This window comes from Dyadobacter sp. NIV53, assembly GCF_019711195.1.
In the GTDB taxonomy this organism is placed as follows: Bacteria; Bacteroidota; Bacteroidia; order Cytophagales; family Spirosomataceae; genus Dyadobacter.
This window is the reverse complement of the sequence record NZ_CP081299.1, coordinates 3,447,044-3,466,533: the sequence shown is the minus strand read 5'-3', so window position 1 is coordinate 3,466,533 and position 19,490 is coordinate 3,447,044. Positions and strand designations below refer to the sequence as shown.

The following is a 19,490-nucleotide window of genomic DNA, read 5'->3' as shown; positions in this document are numbered from 1 at the left end:
ATTATTTTAAAGAAACGTTATACGAAATACAAAAGGGCTCCCGTATGGAGAAATATTGTTTCCGTAATCGTCTATCTGATTGTTATAATTAAAATTAAAAAGGGCAGTAAAATGTACCGATTTAGTAAAACGGGCATTAATTGGCTGTGAATAAGAAGCTCCCAGCATCGGTGATGAAATCCATTTACGGGCATCATATTTTATAAATGTATCAGCCTCTACATTCATTGTTTCGTATTCGGCAATGATATTGACCATGGGCACTACTGCATACATCAGAAATGCGCGTCCGCCATAATAGATCGAATTGACACCGTAATACTTTGAACGAAAATACATCCCTGTTACGCCAACTCCGCCAACCAGTTTTTCGGTTATCTGATAACCTGCCATTGGTGACAAGTTTATGTTGGTGAAAGTTCCAAGGCTCAATCCAAAGCTGCCTCCCAATCTTACTCTGTCAATAAACGGCTGTTGCCCGAATTCGACATCTTTTTTCTTTTCTGTTGTTTCCCGTTTTTCAACAGGAGGAATTTCTCTTCTTTCCTCATTTTTGTTTTTTAGAGAATCCGGACGGTAATATTCGTCATTTTGTGCTGACACCTTATAGCCGGACAAGAGGACAACTACAAAAAAGCATGTGAAGAGGATTTTACTTTTCATTTGAAATTCGTTTATTTATATTATTGTTACCACTAACGTAATAAACCTGCTTTTTGGTTTATCAATAAAACCATTTGCGGGCCGCTTTTATCACTCTTATTTTTTATGCACTATCAAATTTCTGTAACCGATCCTGATTCACATCTTCTATCTATTATTTACACAATCCCTGACATTGTTAGTAATTACATTGAAGTACAGCTTCCGGCATGGAGGCCAGGACGTTACGAAATTCAGAATTTTGCCAAAAATATTCAATTTATTGAAGCCATTTCACGATCCGGTCAGAAACTATTGCTTACCAAACTAACCAAAGATCGCTGGCGTGTTGAAACCGAAGGGGAAAGTGAAGTTCAGATTCGGTATTCATATTATTCTGCTGTTCAAAATGCAGGTACCAGTTATGTCGATAACGAGTTGTGGTATCTTAATTTTATCAATTTCTGTATGTATACAGAAGGGCGGATCAATGATCCATGCATAGTTAAATTAGATTTACCGGAAGGGTTTGATATTGCTTGTGGTCTTTCTCCGTTTTGGGAAATCGTTAACAATATTCCTACTGTATACGGCGGTATTTTGGCTGCCGGGAATTTCTATGAACTCGTAGATAGTCCGTTACTTGCATCAGCAAATTTGCAGAAATGTGAATACAAAGCGGGCAGAATTTCTTTTACCGTGTGGATACAGGGAAATTTACTTCCTGACTGGAAACGTATAGAAAATGATTTTCAAAGATTTTCCGAAGAACAAATTGCCACGATGCGGGAATTTCCCGAAAGCAATTACCACTTTCTGAACCTGATCCTGCCAACTGCTTACTATCACGGTGTAGAGCATCGCAATTCGACTATGATCGTACTTGGGCCGGATGATGAAGGAGAAGGGTTATATACGGATCTGTTGGGTGTTAGTTCCCATGAATTATTTCATGCCTGGAATATTATCAGGATTCGTCCCAAAGAACTTTTACCTTATGATTTTACTAAAGAAAATTATTTCCGGACCTGTTTTGTTGCCGAGGGTTGCACCACTTATTATGGAGACCTATTTCTGAAACGAGCCGGCATTTTTGATGAAGAAGCTTACATTAAAGAATTGCAGGTTTATATGAAGCGGCATTTTGAAAGCAGTGCGGCTTCTACGCAATCGCTGACCGATTCATCTTTTGATCTGTGGTTGGATGGTTATGAAAAAGGAATTCCAAACCGCAAAGTCTCAGTTTATCAAAAAGGTGCTTTGGTATCACTCATCCTGGATCTATATATTAGAAAAAAACAGACCATAAGCAGTCATTAGACGATATTATGCGTTTGTTATGGCTTCGTTTTGGCAAACCATTTATCGGCTATACGCTGGAAGATTACATTAATATTGCTGAAGAAGTAGCAGGCGAATCGCTGGAATGGTATTGGAACAACTGTATTTTTACCAACGATCCCTTAGAAATACATCTAAATGAAGCACTAACTTTTGTAGGATTACAAATGGAAATATTAAACAACGGTACTATTCAGCTGAATGTACTGGATAATTTCGGAACAAATCCAGAAAGAGAAAAGTGGCTGGCAAGTGTACAATAACTGCAGTCAGCTTTCGGCAATCAGCTTTCAGTCCTGAAGTATGTTAAGTTTATAGAATTAATAAAATTTTTGAGCATTGGCACTGCGTCCGCTGGTACTTGCCATTTATCTGGAAAACTCAGTATAATCTCATTCTAGTAAAGCCGAAAGCTGGTTGCCAACGGCTGAAGTCATTTAGAAAGAACTTCTTTCAACGCCACATCCAAGTCAGCGAATTTATACTTGAAATCCGTTTCTTCTTTAATACGCTTGTTGACTACATAATTACTGCCGAGGACGACATGAGCCATTTCCCCAAAAGCCAGTTTGAGTGCAAAAGCAGGAACATTTGGAAACCATTGCGGTTTGTCAAGCGCGATGCATATCTGTTTTGTTAATTCTTCATTTGTAACTGGTGGAGCGGCAATAGCGTTATAAACTCCGTTCCATGTTTCATTTTCAATTGCAGCCAGATACATGGAGCAAATATCATCAATGTGAATCCATGAAATATATTGCTTACCGGTACCCAGCGGAGCGCCGAATCCGAATTTTGCCGGCAAAGCCATTTGAGGAATAGCACCGCCTTTATTACTCAATACGACCCCGGTACGCAGAATTACAGTTCTTACACCAAGCTCTTTGATTGAATTTGCTGCCTTTTCCCATTCAATTGTAACATGTGACAAAAAGCCATTACCAGCTGGTGATCCTTCTGTATGATGTTGGTCGCCTTCGGGATAATAATTGCTTCCGGATGCTGAAATAAGTGCTTTTGGTAAAATATTCTTTTCTTTTAACTTTTTTCCAATCAATCCGATTGTTTCAGTACGGCTCGAAATAATTACTTTTTTACGTTCTTCCGTCCAGCGGCCATCTGCTACACCTTCTCCCGCCAAATGTATGAGATAGTCCAGATTTTCAAGTGCTCCTTCTTCTATATATCCTTTTTCAACATTCCATTCAAACACTTTTACCGACGGAATATCTTTCTTTTTTCTGCTCAGATAAGCTACTTCATATCCTTTTAGCAGTAACATTTCTGTTAATCGTTTTCCTATTAAGCCGGTTCCGCCGGTAATCAATATTTTCTGGCTCATTCTAAGGGATTTTGAAATACATTAATTGATTCCGTGTTTTTCAAAGAACCACATAGAAATGGATAAAAAGCATACCAAAGTTATTTTTCTTTGATTCGGCTCTGAATCTGCCAGACTTGAAACTAAGAAGCCGCAAGGGAGCTGTTTTCGGGAGCTTCCTGTTCAATCGCTTTTGTTACACGTTCAATGATGCTTTCCAGAGATTCGTCGGGCAGGAAATGCATAGGAGCTTTAAAATGAACGGTCAGTTTGGTATTACGCTTTTTGAACCGCAATCCTTTTTTATCGAAAGCCCTCCTGAAACCATTTATAACCACAGGAATAACGATTGGCTGATGCTCTTTGATCAAATAAGCAGTGCCTTTTCGGACAGGTGCATATGGTTTGGTGGTGCCTTGCGGAAAACTTACAACCCAGCCATGGTTCAGCCCCATTCCGATTTTATCCTGAGCAGAGTTATCCAGTTGTCGTTTTACATTTTCACCATTTGCACGCCAGGAACGGTCTATGGTAATCGCTCCGCCCATGCTGAAAAGTTTTGGTAATATTCCGCCTTCTTTCATCGTTTCGGCCGCAGCAACATAATAGCAGCGCGCGCGGGGGAAAACAAGTAAAAAGGAGGCGAAATCGTATCTTTATAGCCCCATTTGGTTGCACAGAAAATGTGATAAAATGCGATAACGTCGGCAAAATACGTCTGGTGATTGGATAAAAAAAGAACGCCATGGTCGGGAAGATTAATGAGCTGGTCGCTTCCTTCTATCCTTATTTTATTAACAGCGGTATATCTGTAATAAGTAAACCAGCCTATTACAAAAATAAAAAACCGTTTGATCGTCAGATAATTACCAAAAGGATCTTTTTCAAATATTCCGAGGAAATCGAATCGTATTAGCCAGGAAGGTAATAAGCTGAAAGTGCTCTTTTTAGAAATCATATTTTAAATAATATACAAAAAGCATGCTCACAAATAAGTTTACTGATGTGATGACAGGGCCGGCGTATTGTCTGTTGGATTGGGCGAAGATAATATAATATTAGGATTCAGATATTTTTAAAATATAACCGTCAAATAGGAAGTTATAGCGATAATCGTTACAACTTCATCAATTCAACGTATAAGGAATATTATCTTTGGCATGATTCTTTCCTAATGGGGGAAGGATTTGTTTAATTTTTGACAACTCGCTAACAAAAATCATTCGTTAATTTTATGAAAATGAAAGTTCAGTTACAAATTCTTGGTTGTCTTTTGGCAACCGGGATCTTATCAGGATGCTCAAAAAATCCGGTGACAGGAAAAAAGGAGATTATCTTCATGTCCGAGGACAAAGAGAAAGCATTAGGCGCCGAATCTCATCCTTCTGTTGTAGCATCTATGGGGTTGTATGACGATAAAAACCTGACTGCATTTATAAATGAAAAAGGTAAGGCTATGGGCAAAATTTCGCACCGGCCGGAAGTAACTTATCAGTTTTTTATTGTTGATTCCCCGGTTGTAAATGCCTTTGCCGTCCCTGGCGGTTACGTTTATTTCACCAGAGGAATTATGGCGCACTTCAATAATGAAGCAGAATTTGCAGGCGTTTTAGGCCACGAAATCGGTCATATTGCTGCACGTCATTCTGCCAGTCAGCAGACTAAGCAGGTTTTTACCCAAGGTGTTTTATTGGCAGGCTCTGTTCTGTCTCCAACTTTTAGGAGCATGGCTGACCAGGCTTCACAAGGTTTGGGTTTATTATTGCTGAAATACAGCCGTGATCATGAAAGCCAATCGGATGAACTGGGCGTGGAATATTCAAGCAAGATTGGATATGATGCACATCAAATGGCTGATTTTTTTGGAACATTGAAGAAAATCAGTGCTAAGAGCGGAGCAAATATTCCAACTTTCCAGTCGACACACCCTGATCCAGGCAATCGCCAGGTAACGGTAGAAAAACTTGCAACCGGCTATCAGAGTGCACATCAGGCAAAATACAATGTGAACCGTGATAGTTATTTACGCAAAATTGAAGGACTTATTTATGGTATTGATCCAAAACAGGGATTTGTTGAAGGCGGACAATTTTATCATCCGGAGCTGAAATTTCAGTTTCCTGTCCCTGCTGACTGGCAGTCTGAAAATACACCCGCACAATTCCAGATGGCTTCTAAGGATGGAAAAGCCATGATGCTGTTTACATTGGCTGAAGGAAAATCACTGGATGAAGCAGCACAGGCCGTGATCAAAAATTATAGCCTGCAGGTATCAGAAAATAATAAAGTGACCATTAATGGAAATCCTGCAATTGCTATGGTTGCAACGCAGGTAGCACAGGGACAAACGGCTGCCGCAGCCAATGCAGCACAGGTTGCAAGCTGGCTGATCCAATATAACGGTTCTATTTATGCTATTCACGGAGTTGCAGCAAGTGCAGATTTCGGAGCAAATTTTAATCAGTTCAAATCAGTTGCACAGGGATTTAAAGCATTGACGGATCCTTCTAAATTAAACCGTCAACCTGAACGGATTCACATCAAAACGGTACAAAATGCCGGAACATTACGTGAAGCATTAAAAGCCAACAATATGCCAGACAATAAACTTGATGATTTGTCAATCCTGAATGGAATGGAGCTGACGGCAAAAGTTGAAAAGGGAATGCTGATCAAAACACTTGGGAATTAAGAAGTTATAAAGAAAATGATTTGAGGTTCATCTGCCTGCAAAACGAAAGTTTTGCAGGTTTTTTATGTTTATATCTGAAAATGCCGCCTGTGGAAAGTATTAACAAATTTATTTTTTACCGAACCAAATATTTAGAATAAAATGGCATCCTGTAAATTTCCGGCAATTGATTTTATTCATTGATAAGCGCATCTAATTCCTTCCTCATCCCTGTTAATGAAATTGCCGAAACGTCTTTTGATAAACGGAATTTCTCTTTTCCGGGATATACAAAATATTTGTGTGTTGCTTTTATATCTTCACAACCAAGAATAAATCCTTTTGTTAAGGAAGGAGAAAGCGATCTTTTTATTTCAATTGCTACAATTTTTTTATGATTGATCTCAATGATATTTCAGGAACACGTTGTATCTCATCCAGAATGATAGTTCTGTCGTCATGATTCTCAAAATAAAGCTCAGGTTCTTTAAGTTTGGCAAGATCAGATGCAATTTCAAGATCCAGATAAATTGGCTCAGGAGATATTTTTGCAGCAAGTAAATGTGCTAATGTAGTTTTGCCAACCTGCCGTGGTCCAAGAATTGCTACTGCCGGAAATGTCCGGAGTAAGTTTGCTATGTAAGATTGTGCTCCTCGTTTTATCATCCTTGTAAATTTAATGCTCACCGTTAAATTTACAAGGATGGTGCTATGTTACTTCTTAGCAAAAATTCCTTTTCCACTATCCAGAAATGCAGCAAAATTGGCAGGGTTCAAATCGTAGTTTTTGGGCGGTACCAGCAGATTTCCTTCATGGTCTACAAGACAGTAATGAGGCTGTGCGTTGTTATTGTATTTCACGATCTGCAAATCACCGTTTTGAGCTCCAATGGTTTTTTTGATCTTATTGTCATATTTGGAAGTATACCATTCCGATTCCGGTAATTCCGTTTTATCGTCAATATAAAGTGCAACGATTACATAATCACTTTCCAGGCGTTTCAACACGGCCGGATCTGACCATACACGAGCTTCCATTTCACGGCAATTCACGCAGCCGTGGCCTGTAAAGTCAATAAAAACAGGTTTGTTTACTTTTTTAGCATAAGCCAAAGCTTCTTTGTAATCAAAGAAACCATCGAGTTCATGCGGTAAGTGAAACAGGTCTGCATATTTTTTCACTTCTCCGGACGAAGCCGATGGGGAAACGCCTGTACTTCTTTTGCTCAGGTCAAAATCCAGGGTGGATTGCGGAGGAAGGTAGCCAGCCAATGCTTTTAACGGTGCACCCCACATCCCGGGAACCATATAGATCACAAAAGTGAAAGTCAGAATGGCCATTAAAAGCTTTGGAACACTTACACTTTCAACGGCAGAATCGTGTGGTGTGCGGATTTTTCCTAAAAAATAAAAACCCAGCATAGCAAAAATCACAATCCAGAATGCCAGATAAACTTCTCTGTCAAGCAATCGCCAGTGATAAACCTGATCGGCGATACTGAAAAATTTGAGTGCCAAAGCCAGTTCCAGAAATCCCAGAACCACTTTTACCGTATTCAGCCAGCCGCCGGATTTCGGCAGAGATTTCAACCATTGCGGGAATAATGCAAATAGCGTAAACGGGATAGCAAATGCGGATGAAAAAGCTGCCATACCAATAATAGGTTTCACAACTTCACCGCCAGCAGAAGCTACAAGCAAACTGCCAACAATGGGGCCGGTACACGAAAAGGAAACCAGAACCAGCGTAAATGCCATAAAGAAAATTCCTGCGTAACCTCCCTTATCGGCTTTTGCATCCATTTTATTTACAAATCCACTTGGCAAAACAATTTCAAAAAGGCCAAGAAAGGATAAACCAAAAACAAAAAAGATAGCGAAAAACAGCAGATTCGGAAACCAGTGTGTACTGAGGAAGTTAGCAAAAGCAGGCCCGTTGATACGGGAAACGACTGTTCCTATCAAAGTATAAATAAATACAATTGAAAAGCCGTACAAAAGTGCTTTTACCTTTCCGTTTTCCTGATTGGTAAAATAACTGACTGTCATCGGGATGATCGGGAAAACGCACGGTGTGAGCAATGCAACCAGTCCGGCTGCAAATGCGGCAAGGGCAAATGCCCATAAAGATTTATCAGTTACAGGAGCGTTGGCCGTTGCTGTTTTAATTTCAGCAGTGTTGGTCGGCGAATTGGAAATAGAATCAGTGGACGTAACATCGGCAGTTTTAATAGAATCAGTGGAAGCTGTATTTGAAGAAGCTGATGTTTCTGTGACCGTAGAATCTGTTGGTTTTGCAGCTCCGACATTAGGTTCCGAAGTTACACCAGCTATTACTTTAAGTCCTTTAAATTCAAAATCTTCATTACCCGGAATACAAAGCCCGTTCGTATGGCTGCAAGTCTGGTATTCTGAACTTCCTTTAATGGCCGGATTGTCGGCCAGTACTTTGATAGTTTGTTTAAAAACTGCCTTTTTATCAAAATAACGAACCTTTCCACCCCAGACTTCTTCAAACTTTTCCTTTGGATTCTGAGGTTTTAATTTACCGACCAATTCAAATGAATTGTTTTTTTCATAAGTAAAAGTGGTAAGCATGGGCCCCAGATCCGGATCAAAATCGGACGAATACATGTACCATTCGTTGTCAATAACTGCGGTGTAGATCAGATCTATGGTTTCACCTTTTTTTACCTCATTTTTTGAAAATGTGTAAGTCCAGTGTGCTTTGGCTTTTTGAATTTGCGCAAATGAGCTGGCTTTTACCAGAAATGTGCAAAAAAGAAAAGAAAGAAAAATAATACGGTTCATCTGATATATCGATGGTAAGAGCTGAATAAACTACGATTCAGTTTGTAAATTTATTTTATCTAGTAAACTTATAGGGCTTTCGCCCGACTTATTTAATTCAACGTAATTTTCTTAAAAAAATTCATGGGACAAATCTACATCTGTAACTTTGAAAAGTTTAAACTGAATCAAAAATCCCGCATACCATGTCTCAATCGCTTTATGTAGTAAAAATTGGAGGAAATGTAATTGACAATCCGGATGCCTGTTCCAGATTTCTGAGTGATTTTGCAAAAATACCATTTCCTAAAATCCTGGTGCATGGCGGAGGAAAGGTAGCAACCCAGATCGCAGCAAAACTTCAGATAGAAACACAAATGGTAGAAGGGCGAAGAATTACGGATAAACCGATGCTGGATGTAGTTACGATGGTGTATGGCGGATTGGTCAATAAAAATCTGGTGGCTCAGTTACAATCTTACGATTGTAACGCTATTGGCCTTACCGGTGCAGATGGCGGCATTATCCGTTCAATAAAACGTCCTGTAAAAACAATTGACTACGGCTTTGTTGGCGATATTGAAGAAGTGAATGATAATCAGGTCAAGGCTTTATTGAATAGCGAGCTTGTTCCGGTTATCGCACCGCTTACATACAGCTCCGACGGGTTATTATTAAATACCAATGCGGATACAATGGCTTCTGCAACTGCTGTGGCTATGGCCAGGCATTATGAAGTAAACCTGATTTATTGTTTTGAAAAGAAAGGGGTTTTATCGGATCCTGACGACGAAGATGCAGTAATTACTTCCCTGACTCCGGAAAATTATGCAGAATATAAAGCTTCCGGCGTAATTTATAAAGGTATGATCCCAAAACTGGACAATGCATTTGCTGCTTTAAACGATGGCGTAGGCAGAGTTACGATCTGCCATGCGGATGAATTAATTAAGGCAGTAGAAAGTTTGGCAGGAACCTCCATTTCTCTTTCTTAGAATTATTATCAGAAATATTTATATTAAGAAATTCTGTTTTTTGGTTAAAACGACAAATCTCTTCCTGTACTTTTTAAATTTTTTTAAAATTTAATTTTACTTGCTATATTGCTAGCCTGTAACCTACTGATATAATGCTGTTTCGATTATATATATCTTTAATTTTAATGATGTTTGGCAAAGTCTGTCTGGCCCAAACCCCCGAATTTTATAAAGATGTACAACCGATAATTCATGCCAATTGCGTTCCTTGCCACAGAACCGGCGAAGCAGCCCCATTTCCGCTCATCACTTTTGATGATGTTAATAAGCGTTCGAAATTTATAAAACAAGTAATTACGAGTCGTTATATGCCGCCCTGGAAAGCGGATAATCATTACAATTCTTTTGCTAATGACCGTTCACTCAGCGAAAAAGACATTAAAACAATTACAAGCTGGATCGACGCGGGAGCTCCGAAAAACAAGCCAAATCTTAAACTTGAAAAAGATATTCAGGAACGGGTAGATGCCGGGACCGCTTATAAACGTAAGCCGGATCTGTCGCTGCGAATGAAAGACGGATTTCAATTAAAAGGTGACCGGGAGGAGCGGTTTGTGATGTTTAAAATACCATTTGAGCTTGGTCAGGAAGCCAATGTGGAAGCGATAGAATTTACTTCCAATAATAAAAAGCTGATCCATCATGCCAACTTCGCCATTCATCCGGTAGAAGATATGTCCATAGATCTGAACAACACCATTGATTTTGTTGATCTGAACGGGCCGTCCGCTGACAAATATTACGAGTGGGTAAAATATAAAAAATCAATGACCTATTATGGAGGCTGGATTCCGGGAACAACAGTGGAAACCTATCCTGCCGACATGGGATGGGTGATGCCAAAAAGAGGAGTTATACTTCTGACTGTACATTTTGCTCCGGCTTCTCTGGACGCAGAAAGCCTGGATGGGCTGAATATTTTTTTCAAACAAACCCCTATAAAAAGGAAGGTAAAAGTGATAAGCCTGGGATCTGGCGGGATTGGAGAAAAAGACATTTCGCCGCCTTTTATGCTCTTTGCCGATGAGGTTAAATCTTTCCGGTTAAGAGTTGCCAATAATCAACCGGATGTGTCGCTGTTATATGCCTGGCCACACATGCACCAGCTGGGTAAAGAATTTAAGGCCTATGCCACTACTGCTGCCGGAGATACTATCCAGCTTGTACACATTCCGTCATGGGATTTTCGCTGGCAGGAAATTTACAAATACAAAAAACCTTTGTTATTGCCCAAGGGAGCAGTTGTGCACATAGAAGGTACCTACGACAATACAACTGCCAATGCCATGAATCCGCACAATCCGCCTGAACTGGTTATGTCGACTGGTAATATGCGGAGTGATCAGGAAATGCTGACTTTGCTGCTGATGTATGTAGAGCGCGAAGTAGGGGACGATTCGATTGTTTTTAAGTGGAATTAAGATTTGAGGCGTGTAATTATCTCTTGCTGAATGGCTAAACTTTACATTTTTTTTGCATGCTTTCTATCCTTCCCGGTTTTCTCACAAACCCGGTTCACGAAGTTATCTCCTAAGGATACGAAAGTAACTTTTATAAATAAAATTGAGGAAAATGATTCCTTGCACATTTTCAGATACGAATATCTGTATAATGGAAACGGGATCGGGATTGGCGACTTTAATAATGATGGTTCACCAGATCTTTTTATTTCGGGAAATACCGTTGTCAATAAATTATACCTGAATAAGTCAGACAATGGCAAAATCCTGTTTGAAGATATAACGCGTAAGACAAAAGTTGAAGGAAATGGAACCTGGTCTACCGGAGTAAGCGTGGCGGACGTGAACGGCGATGGATTACTTGATATTTATGTTTGTCATTCGGGGTTTTTTAGAAAAATTTCTGACAAGAACAACGAGCTTTTTATCAATCAGGGAATAAAAAACGGCGTACCGGTTTTCAAGGAAATGGCCGTTGAATCGGGCCTGAATGCCATTGGTTCACAATCTACGCAGGCGGCATTTTTTGATTATGATAAGGATGGCGATCTGGATATGTTTTTATTGAATCATTCAAATCACAGCGTTAATCCCTTTTTGAATACTAAAGAAATGCGGTCCATATATAATCCATATTTTGGAAACCGTCTGTTTGAAAATATCAGTGAAAACGGGAAACTTAAATTTCAGGATGTTACCCGAAAAGCGGGCATTATTAACAATGCTTTAAACTTCGGTTTGAGTGTAATTGTTGCTGATATCAATCAGGACGGATGGCCGGATATTTACACCACGAGTGATTATACAGAAGTTGACTGCTACTATGTCAATAACAGGAACGGAACATTTACAGAGTCATTGAAAAAGTCCTTTTCGCACGTTTCCAAGTTCTCAATGGGAGCGGATGTTGCAGATTTTAACAATGATGGCAGGCCGGATGTTCTGACTTTGGATATGTTACCGGAAGACAATCACCGGCAAAAACTTCTGAAAGGCCCCGACTTGTATGATCAGTATCATCTCTTACTGGATAGCGGCTATTACCATCAGAATATGCGTAATATGCTTCAATTGAACAGAGGGAAGGATCAGGATGGAAATATCAGGTTTAGTGAAATAGGGCAGTTGTCGGGCATATCCAATACAGATTGGAGCTGGTCCGGACTTATGGCAGACCTTGATAATGACGGATGGAAAGATCTGCTGATCACCAACGGTTATCTGAGGGATTTTACTGATATGGATTTTTTGAAATATACTGTATCCGACGAACAGATGAAAGAAGTTGCAAAAGGCAATCTTGATTTTAAAACTTACGGCCTGGTGCAAAAAATGCCTTCCAATAAACTCCGAAAATATATATACCGGAATGCGCAGGAAAAAGGGTTATATGCTTTTGAGGATGTATCAAAAGATTGGGGATTAACGGAAGAGAATGTTTCGAATGCGGCTGCTTATGCTGATTTTGACGGTGATGGTGATCTGGATATTATCATTTCAAATGTCAATGAGCCGGTTACTATTTATCAGAATAATTCAAAGGGAAAAAGTCTTACTTTAAAACTGACCGGAGCCGGATTGAATACAGTTGCGTTGGGCAGCAAAGCCTGGATTTATGCGGATGGCAAAATGCAATATTCAGAATTGTATCCGGTAAGAGGTTACCAGTCTTCGGTAAGCACAAATCTCCATTTTGGGCTCGGTAATTCGGGGAAAATAGATTCAGTTAAAGTAATATGGCCGTCTGGTGCCGTTTCCAGGATAATTAATCCGGTTGAAAATATATTGGTCTTAAAAGAAACTGATGCTAAAATGCAGCAAATATTAAATCCTGTATCTGCATTAAAACCAATGTTTGAAAAAGTGCCATCCGAACAGATCGGTATAGACTTTATACACCATGAAAATGAATTTGTAGATTTCAAAGTTGAAGTTTTATTGCCATACCAGCTTTCTAAGATGGGGCCGGCATTAGCCAAGGGTGATGTAAATGGTGATGGGCTGGATGATCTTTTTTTTGGTGGTGCTTCGGGCCAGTTTGGTGTGTTGTATATACAGAAGGCCGACGGTTCTTTTCAGGGAGCTGCAACACAACCCTGGCGTGGGAACGTTTTCTGTGAAGAAGTTTCTGCACATTTTTTTGATGCTGACCACGACGGGGATCTTGATCTTTATGTAGTGAGCGGGGGAAATGAATTTGAAGAACAGGCAGCTGAATACCGTGATCACATTTATATAAATACAGGAGGAGGAAATTTTGAGGAATCGATTCTGGCTTTGCCATCCATGAAAAATCCCAAACAATGTGTACAAAGCGCAGACATTGACGGAGATGGTGATCTGGATCTTTTTGTTGGTGGGAGGGCGGTTCCAGGTTCTTTTCCAGTGGCTGCAAGAAGTTACATACTATTGAATGAATCTCAGGGAAAGAATTTGAAATTTACAGATGTGACCGAAAAATGGGATAAAAATCTTCTCAATCCGGGTATGATCACCGCAGTATCTTTTGAAGATCTGGATAAAGATGGAAAGCCGGATTTATTATTAGCTGGTGACTGGATGAAGATCAGGGCTTTTAAAAATACAGGTACAGGAATGGAAGAAGTAATGATTCCGGAACTTGCAAATACTGAGGGAATGTGGGCATCAGTCATTCCGGCTGATCTGGATAATGATGGTGATATGGATTTTGTAATGGGTAATTGCGGGCTTAACAATCAGTTTAAAGCAAGTCCGGAAAAACCTCTGGCACTATATTACAATGACTTTGATAAAAATGGGATCATAGATCCTGTATTGACATATTATATTGGCGATAAAAGCTTTCCTATGTTTTCAAGGGATGAAATGCTGGATCAGATGGTATCCCTGAAAAGAAAATATACCAGTTATATTTCCTATGCTGATGCAACTGCTGAAGATATTTTTGGTAAAGAAGCTATTAATCAGAGTCCTGTCTTGTATTGCAGGCAACTTGCAAGTGTTGTATTAGAAAACAAAGGGGATTTTCATTTTGAAATACATGCATTACCCAACGACGCCCAATTTTCCAGAGTAAGCGGTACTATAGTAACTGATATTGATCTGGATGGTAAAAAGGATTTAATACTGGCGGGTAATTTTTCTCCCTATCGTGTACAGCTCGGGCCTTGCGATGCTTCACCGGGAGCAGTATTGCGGCAATCGGCTCCATTTCAATTTGAAAGCATGCAGCCTTCCGAAACAGGATTTTGGGCGACAGGCGATGTACGCAATATGGTACTTGTTAATGGCAAGCGTATAGTCTTGTCAGTTAACGACCAAAAACCCTTGATTTTTAATTATAGCAGCAAGAAATAAGTCTATCAATATCATTCCTAAAATGTATAAAAACCGTTATTTCTTATTCTTATTAATCTTCCTGTCTGGTAAAGATTGTTTTGCTCAGCCGTCTCCCAAATTATTACACCGCGCAGAAAAAACCTTACCCGCACAATTGTACATGATATTTTTTCTCCTCCTGTTGCGAGCAGAATTTATTTATATGCCAACGCTGCTGCGTATGAAGCGCTTGTAGCTGGTGACACAAAATATAAAAGTCTTCATGGGCAGATTAAAAATTTTCCTGATGTTAAAAAAATCCGTTTAGAGGGGAAAATAAATCACCCGCTGGCTGCGGTTTATGCATTTTTAAAACCGGAGGAAAACTCGTCTTTTCTGAACATCTTCTGGAAGACAGTATAAAGGTAATTTTAAAAGATTTTCACGAAACGGATATGAAAGTCTATAGCAATTCAATTCAATACGGACAGGCAGTGAGTGACAGTATCCTGAAATGGGCGGCCGACGATAATTATTTGCTGACGCGGAAAAAGAGGAGATATTCATACAGTAAGCAACCGGGGAAATGGACGCCTACTCCACCCGGGTATATTGATGCCGTAGAGCCATACTGGAGTCAGATACGTCCGGTAAGCCTTGATTCAGCTGGTCAGTTTAAGCCGGTTCCACCGCCTGTGTTTAGTACAGACACTGCCAGTGCTTTCATGAAGGATGTAAAAGAGGTATATCGGGTTACTCAAAATATGAATAAAGAAGAAATCCTGATTGCCAGTTTTTGGGATTGTAATCCATTTTATCTTAATACACAGGGACATCTGAACTTTGCCACAAAAAAATTATCTCCTGGCGGACACTGGATCTCTATCGCCGGACAGGCAGCTGAAATTGCCAAAGCCGACTGGCCAAAAACTACCTCAGCTTATCTGCTGACCTCTGTTGCTTTGTTTGATGGTTTTATAAGTTGCTGGGATGAAAAATACCGCAGCCAGCTTATCAGGCCCGAAACGGTAATTAATGCTTATGTAAGTGAGAAGTGGAGACCATTGTTACAGACTCCGCCTTTTCCTGAATATACGAGCGGGCATAGTGTAATTTCCACAGCCGCCGCTCAGGTACTCTCAAATATTTTCGGGAATGAATTTCCATATATTGACAATACAGAAGTAGACTACGGTTTGCCCGTCAGGCATTTTAAATCTTTCAGCGATGCGGCTCAGGAAGCTGCAATTAGCAGGCTTTACGGAGGCATACACTATCGCTCAGCCATAATGAATGGAAAATTGCAGGGTGAAAATATTGGCAATCAGGTAATAAAAACAATTATACTTAGATAGTACTGAACAGCCTCCATTACTTATGTATTAAATTTGAATGAAACATTTATTAATTTTTTTAATAAATATTACTTGATTGTTAATAATTGTTTATATTTTTGATACTGGAACTGGAATGTTCAGGAAAGTCTGCACTTTAATAGATAAGCAGAATTTGTTGGAGACCCTTTCATTAAAAACTTGTTTTTTACATCATTTATTAATTAACCTATTTCTTTATGAGACAAAAGTCTACTAGTTTAAAACGTCTGGTCATTTTACTTTTGCTTCTGACAGGAAGTACATGGAGTATAGCCCAGGACAGGAAAGCTGTTACAGGTGTTGTAACAGACAAAGACCAGAATCCTATACCTGGTGCATCTTATCTGGTAAAGGGAACAAATAATGGGGGTGCTACTGACGCTAATGGTAAATTTACTGTTAACGTTTCATCCAATACTTCTATTCTTGTGGTTTCATCAATCGGCTTTTTGGTTAGAGAAGTTGAAATTGGTACTGCAAGCCAGTTATCGATTATTCTTGATGAGGATAACAAAAATCTGAACGAAGTAGTGATTACAGGTTTTGGTGTTCCTACGGAGACAAGAAAACTTGCTTATTCTGCGCAAACAATTCAGGGACAGGATCTGACAAGAACAAACAATGCTAACTTCGTCAATGCACTTCAGGGTAAAGTTGCCGGGGTAATGATCAACCAGGGAACTGGCGGACCAATGTCTTCATCTCGTATCCGTATTCGTGGTAATGCTTCATTGAGCCCTAATACACAGCCTCTTTTTGTTGTTGATGGTGTTTTAATCCGCCCGGGAACTTCCGGAGCAGATTCATGGGGTGCAGGCCAGGATTTTGGTAATATCATGAAAAACATTAATCCTGATAATATCGAGTCTATGACTGTATTAAAAGGTTCTGCTGCGAGTTCACTTTATGGATCGGAAGCATTGAATGGTGTTGTCGTGGTTCAGACTAAAAAAGGACGTTCAGACAAAGGCCTTGGTGTTACTTATAATCATACTTCCAGCTTTGAATCAGCATACAAATTTTTAGATCTGCAAAACCGGTATGGTGCCGGAATGGATGGTAAATTTGTTACAGGAGCTGACGGTGTAAATGAAATAGACCGTGCCAACTTCCCATGGTCTTATGGTCCTGAAATGCAGGGTCAGCAGGTACGTGACCTTGATGGCAGAATGGTAGCTTACAAGGCAAATGATCCTTTGAAATTTTTCCAGACAGGAAAGTATATCAATCATAGTGTAGCTATTGAAGGTGGAAATGACCGCAGTTCTTTCCGTGCGTCTTTCTCTACTTTGAAAAATACTTCCATCATGCCGGCTGGTACTGAATTGAAGAGAAACAACTTCAACATCAGAGGAACACAAAAAATCGGTAAAATCCTTAGCCTTGATGTTAGTGCGGATTATACCGACAATGATATGGTAAATCCGATTCGTCAGGGAGGTAATTACAATCCGGTATTCCGTTTTGTATACAACCGTCCACGTTCTATGGATATTGATTACTGGTCAAAAAATTATCTTGATCCTGTTGTTGGCGGCCGTCGTCAGGGTACAAATGATCCGTACAATGTTACAGACTTTATGTTCCAGACATTTCAATTCAAACAACAGCGTAACGAAAAGATTTTCCGTGGAAATATTGACTTGAACGGTAAAATCACAGACTGGCTGTCATTCCTGGTTCGTGGTAATGTTCAGACTGAATTGTATACAGGTAATAATCAGGATCGTGGATCAGGTGTAGGATTTGCTGGGGGTGAGTATGGAGAATATACAGAAAACAAAAGCCAGTCCCGTTTCCAGGCACTTTTAATGCTTAACCGTCAGTTGAATAAAGATTTCAATCTTACTTTTAACGTAGGTGGTGAAACCAACAGATTGATTGGAGGACGTTATTTCCGTGCAAGAACAGATGGAGGGTTACGCGTTCCTGACGTATTTACTGTTGCCAATACAGTTAACCCGCTCGTCTACGAAAATAGATTAACTCCTTCAAAACGTATTGATGCGGTTTATGCTTATGGTGATGTTACTTATAAAGATGCATTAACATTAAGTGCAAGTATTCGTAATGACTGGTCTTCAACACTCACCTATGCTGACGGAAGCGGAGATTATACTTATTCTTACCCATCAGTAGGTTTATCATGGATAGCAACTGAAACGTTTAAAACGTTACCTACATGGTTGTCATTTGGTAAGTTACGCGGTAGCTTAGGTTATACTGGTGGTGATACTGATGCATGGTCTACTAACTCGACAGGTAATTACCTTCCTCAGGGAACTTATGTAGATTATAATAATCAGATTATTAATAGATCTGGTTTTAACGGAAATACTTTACCAAACTATGGTTTGAAAAACAGGCTGGCGCGTGAGGTTGAATTTGGTGCGGATGTACGCTTTTTCAACAATCGCTTAGGTATTGATGTTGCTGTTTATAATAAAATTACAAAAAATGAAATATTGAGTCTTGGTACTTGCAGCAGAATCAGGTGTAAGTAGCAAACTGGTAAACGCAGGAAGAATTCAAAATAAAGGAGTTGAATTTTTGATTACTGCTACGCCAATCAAAAGAGGTAAATTTGAATGGAATACCAGTATCAACTTTTCACGCAACCGTAACAAAGTTTTGGAACTGGTTGAAGGAACTGATACTTATACGCTGGGACTTGGATTTGGGGCAGATGTATCTTCTGTTGCACGTGTAGGTAAAGATTATGGAACAATTGTAACTTCTTACGCTTTCGCAACTTACGAATCAAGTGACCCAAAACTGAACGGACAAAAAGTAATTGGTGCTAACAGTTCAGCAGAAGGTGGAATTGCCTATTTGAGAAGCGGTGCTTATAATCAGGGTTCAAAGGAACTTGGGACAGTAATGGAGAAATTCTTAACGAGTAATATCAACTCATTCCGTTATGGAAATTTTACAGCGACTGTTCAGGCTGATGCTAAAATTGGTGGTTTGATGTCTTCCGCTACGCATCAGTACGGATCGTCGACTGGTGCATTTGCTTTTACATTACCAGGACGTAATACGGAACTTGGAGGAGTAACATTTACCGATGATCAGGGAGTGGTACGCACAGATGGAATTATTCCGCAAGGAGTTCTTGCCAATGGTTTTATGGCACAAGTTGATGGCGCGCCTAAGGATCTGGGTGGTATGACATACGCAGATGCTGTTACAGCGGGTTATGTTAAACCAATTCCTGCCTATGCATATTATTACAACCTTACACAGTGGAGTTCAGGTATTCGTGAGTACTCAACTTTTGAGAACTCATGGGTTTCCCTTCGTGAAGTTTCAATTGGATACAATGTACCAGCTTCATTGCTGAACAAGGCCAAAATTCAATCACTTCGCGTTAGTCTGATTGGCCGTAATCTGGGTTATTTGTATACTACTGCAAAAGGTGGTGTGAATCCGGAAGGACTTTACAGTAACAAGGCAGGTGAATTTATGGAGTACGGAGGATTGCCTTTCTCACGTAACCTGGGTGTATCTGTAAATATCGGACTATAACAAATCAGAAATTTTATTTCGATA

General features: G+C 39.7%; 16 protein-coding genes. 10 read left to right on the top strand and 6 right to left on the bottom strand.

The genetic code is table 11. From position 1 onward, the window contains the following. Positions 1-6 precede the first annotated feature (6 nt). Complete coding sequence (locus KZC02_RS14000) at positions 7-663, bottom strand: hypothetical protein (RefSeq protein WP_221394656.1); 657 nt, start codon at positions 661-663, stop codon at positions 7-9. Positions 664-768: 105 nt separating this feature from the next. Between KZC02_RS14000 and KZC02_RS13995 the strand changes: the two genes are divergently transcribed. Together KZC02_RS13995 and KZC02_RS32935 are read left to right on the top strand one after the other, a co-directional pair. Continuing rightward, entirely contained in the window at positions 769-1,962 is a 1,194-nt protein-coding gene (locus KZC02_RS13995) for a M61 family peptidase (protein WP_310590445.1), read from the top strand. A gap of 8 nt (positions 1,963-1,970) precedes the next feature. Next, entirely contained in the window at positions 1,971-2,246 is a 276-nt protein-coding gene (locus tag KZC02_RS32935; RefSeq protein WP_310590444.1) for a hypothetical protein, read from the top strand. Between the two features lie 170 nt (positions 2,247-2,416). Here KZC02_RS32935 and KZC02_RS13990 read toward each other — a convergent pair whose 3' ends face one another. The 3 genes from KZC02_RS13990 to KZC02_RS32925 all read right to left on the bottom strand — a co-directional run bounded on the left by KZC02_RS13990 (position 2,417) and on the right by KZC02_RS32925 (position 4,262). Then, on the bottom strand, positions 2,417-3,325 hold the full coding sequence (locus KZC02_RS13990; RefSeq protein ID WP_221394655.1) for a TIGR01777 family oxidoreductase: 909 nt from the start codon (positions 3,323-3,325) through the stop codon (positions 2,417-2,419). A 122-nt stretch (positions 3,326-3,447) separates the two neighbouring features. Continuing rightward, positions 3,448-3,888: a hypothetical protein gene (locus KZC02_RS32930; RefSeq protein WP_310590443.1), complete on the bottom strand. Its 441-nt coding sequence runs from the start codon at positions 3,886-3,888 to the stop codon at positions 3,448-3,450. Further along, entirely contained in the window at positions 3,885-4,262 is a 378-nt protein-coding gene (locus KZC02_RS32925) for a hypothetical protein (protein ID WP_310590442.1), read from the bottom strand. The genes KZC02_RS32930 and KZC02_RS32925 overlap by 4 nt, the downstream gene beginning before the upstream one ends. A gap of 276 nt (positions 4,263-4,538) precedes the next feature. Between KZC02_RS32925 and KZC02_RS13980 the strand changes: the two genes are divergently transcribed. After that, complete coding sequence (locus KZC02_RS13980; RefSeq protein WP_221394654.1) at positions 4,539-5,996, top strand: M48 family metalloprotease; 1,458 nt, start codon at positions 4,539-4,541, stop codon at positions 5,994-5,996. Positions 5,997-6,356: 360 nt separating this feature from the next. Here the strand turns inward: KZC02_RS13980 and KZC02_RS13975 are convergent, their stop codons facing one another. Continuing rightward, on the bottom strand, positions 6,357-6,641 hold the full coding sequence (locus KZC02_RS13975; RefSeq protein ID WP_221394653.1) for an AAA family ATPase: 285 nt from the start codon (positions 6,639-6,641) through the stop codon (positions 6,357-6,359). A gap of 48 nt (positions 6,642-6,689) precedes the next feature. Further along, a complete protein-coding gene (locus KZC02_RS13970) occupies positions 6,690-8,786 on the bottom strand; it encodes a cytochrome c biogenesis protein CcdA (RefSeq protein WP_221394652.1) in 2,097 nt (698 codons plus the stop codon). A 185-nt stretch (positions 8,787-8,971) separates the two neighbouring features. Here KZC02_RS13970 and argB point away from each other — a divergent pair, with 185 nt between their 5' ends. The 7 genes from argB (at position 8,972) to KZC02_RS31795 (ending at position 19,466) form a co-directional block, all read left to right on the top strand. After that, positions 8,972-9,760, top strand: coding sequence for an acetylglutamate kinase (argB, locus tag KZC02_RS13965; RefSeq protein ID WP_221394651.1), 789 nt, complete (start codon positions 8,972-8,974; stop codon positions 9,758-9,760). 134 nt (positions 9,761-9,894) lie between these two features. After that, on the top strand, positions 9,895-11,223 hold the full coding sequence (locus KZC02_RS13960) for a cytochrome c (RefSeq protein WP_221394650.1): 1,329 nt from the start codon (positions 9,895-9,897) through the stop codon (positions 11,221-11,223). 30 nt (positions 11,224-11,253) lie between these two features. Next, positions 11,254-14,601, top strand: coding sequence for a VCBS repeat-containing protein (locus KZC02_RS13955; RefSeq protein WP_221394649.1), 3,348 nt, complete (start codon positions 11,254-11,256; stop codon positions 14,599-14,601). A gap of 75 nt (positions 14,602-14,676) precedes the next feature. Beyond that, positions 14,677-14,985 (top strand): hypothetical protein, encoded by a 309-nt coding sequence (locus KZC02_RS13950; RefSeq protein ID WP_221394648.1) that lies wholly within the window; start codon positions 14,677-14,679, stop codon positions 14,983-14,985. A gap of 32 nt (positions 14,986-15,017) precedes the next feature. After that, positions 15,018-15,917, top strand: a complete 900-nt coding sequence (locus tag KZC02_RS13945; protein ID WP_221394647.1) for a vanadium-dependent haloperoxidase — start codon at positions 15,018-15,020, stop codon at positions 15,915-15,917. A gap of 218 nt (positions 15,918-16,135) precedes the next feature. Further along, a complete protein-coding gene (locus KZC02_RS13940; protein ID WP_229254310.1) occupies positions 16,136-18,442 on the top strand; it encodes a SusC/RagA family TonB-linked outer membrane protein in 2,307 nt (768 codons plus the stop codon). Next, entirely contained in the window at positions 18,411-19,466 is a 1,056-nt protein-coding gene (locus KZC02_RS31795; protein ID WP_229254303.1) for a hypothetical protein, read from the top strand. The genes KZC02_RS13940 and KZC02_RS31795 overlap by 32 nt, the downstream gene beginning before the upstream one ends. The last annotated feature ends 24 nt before the right edge of the window (positions 19,467-19,490 follow it).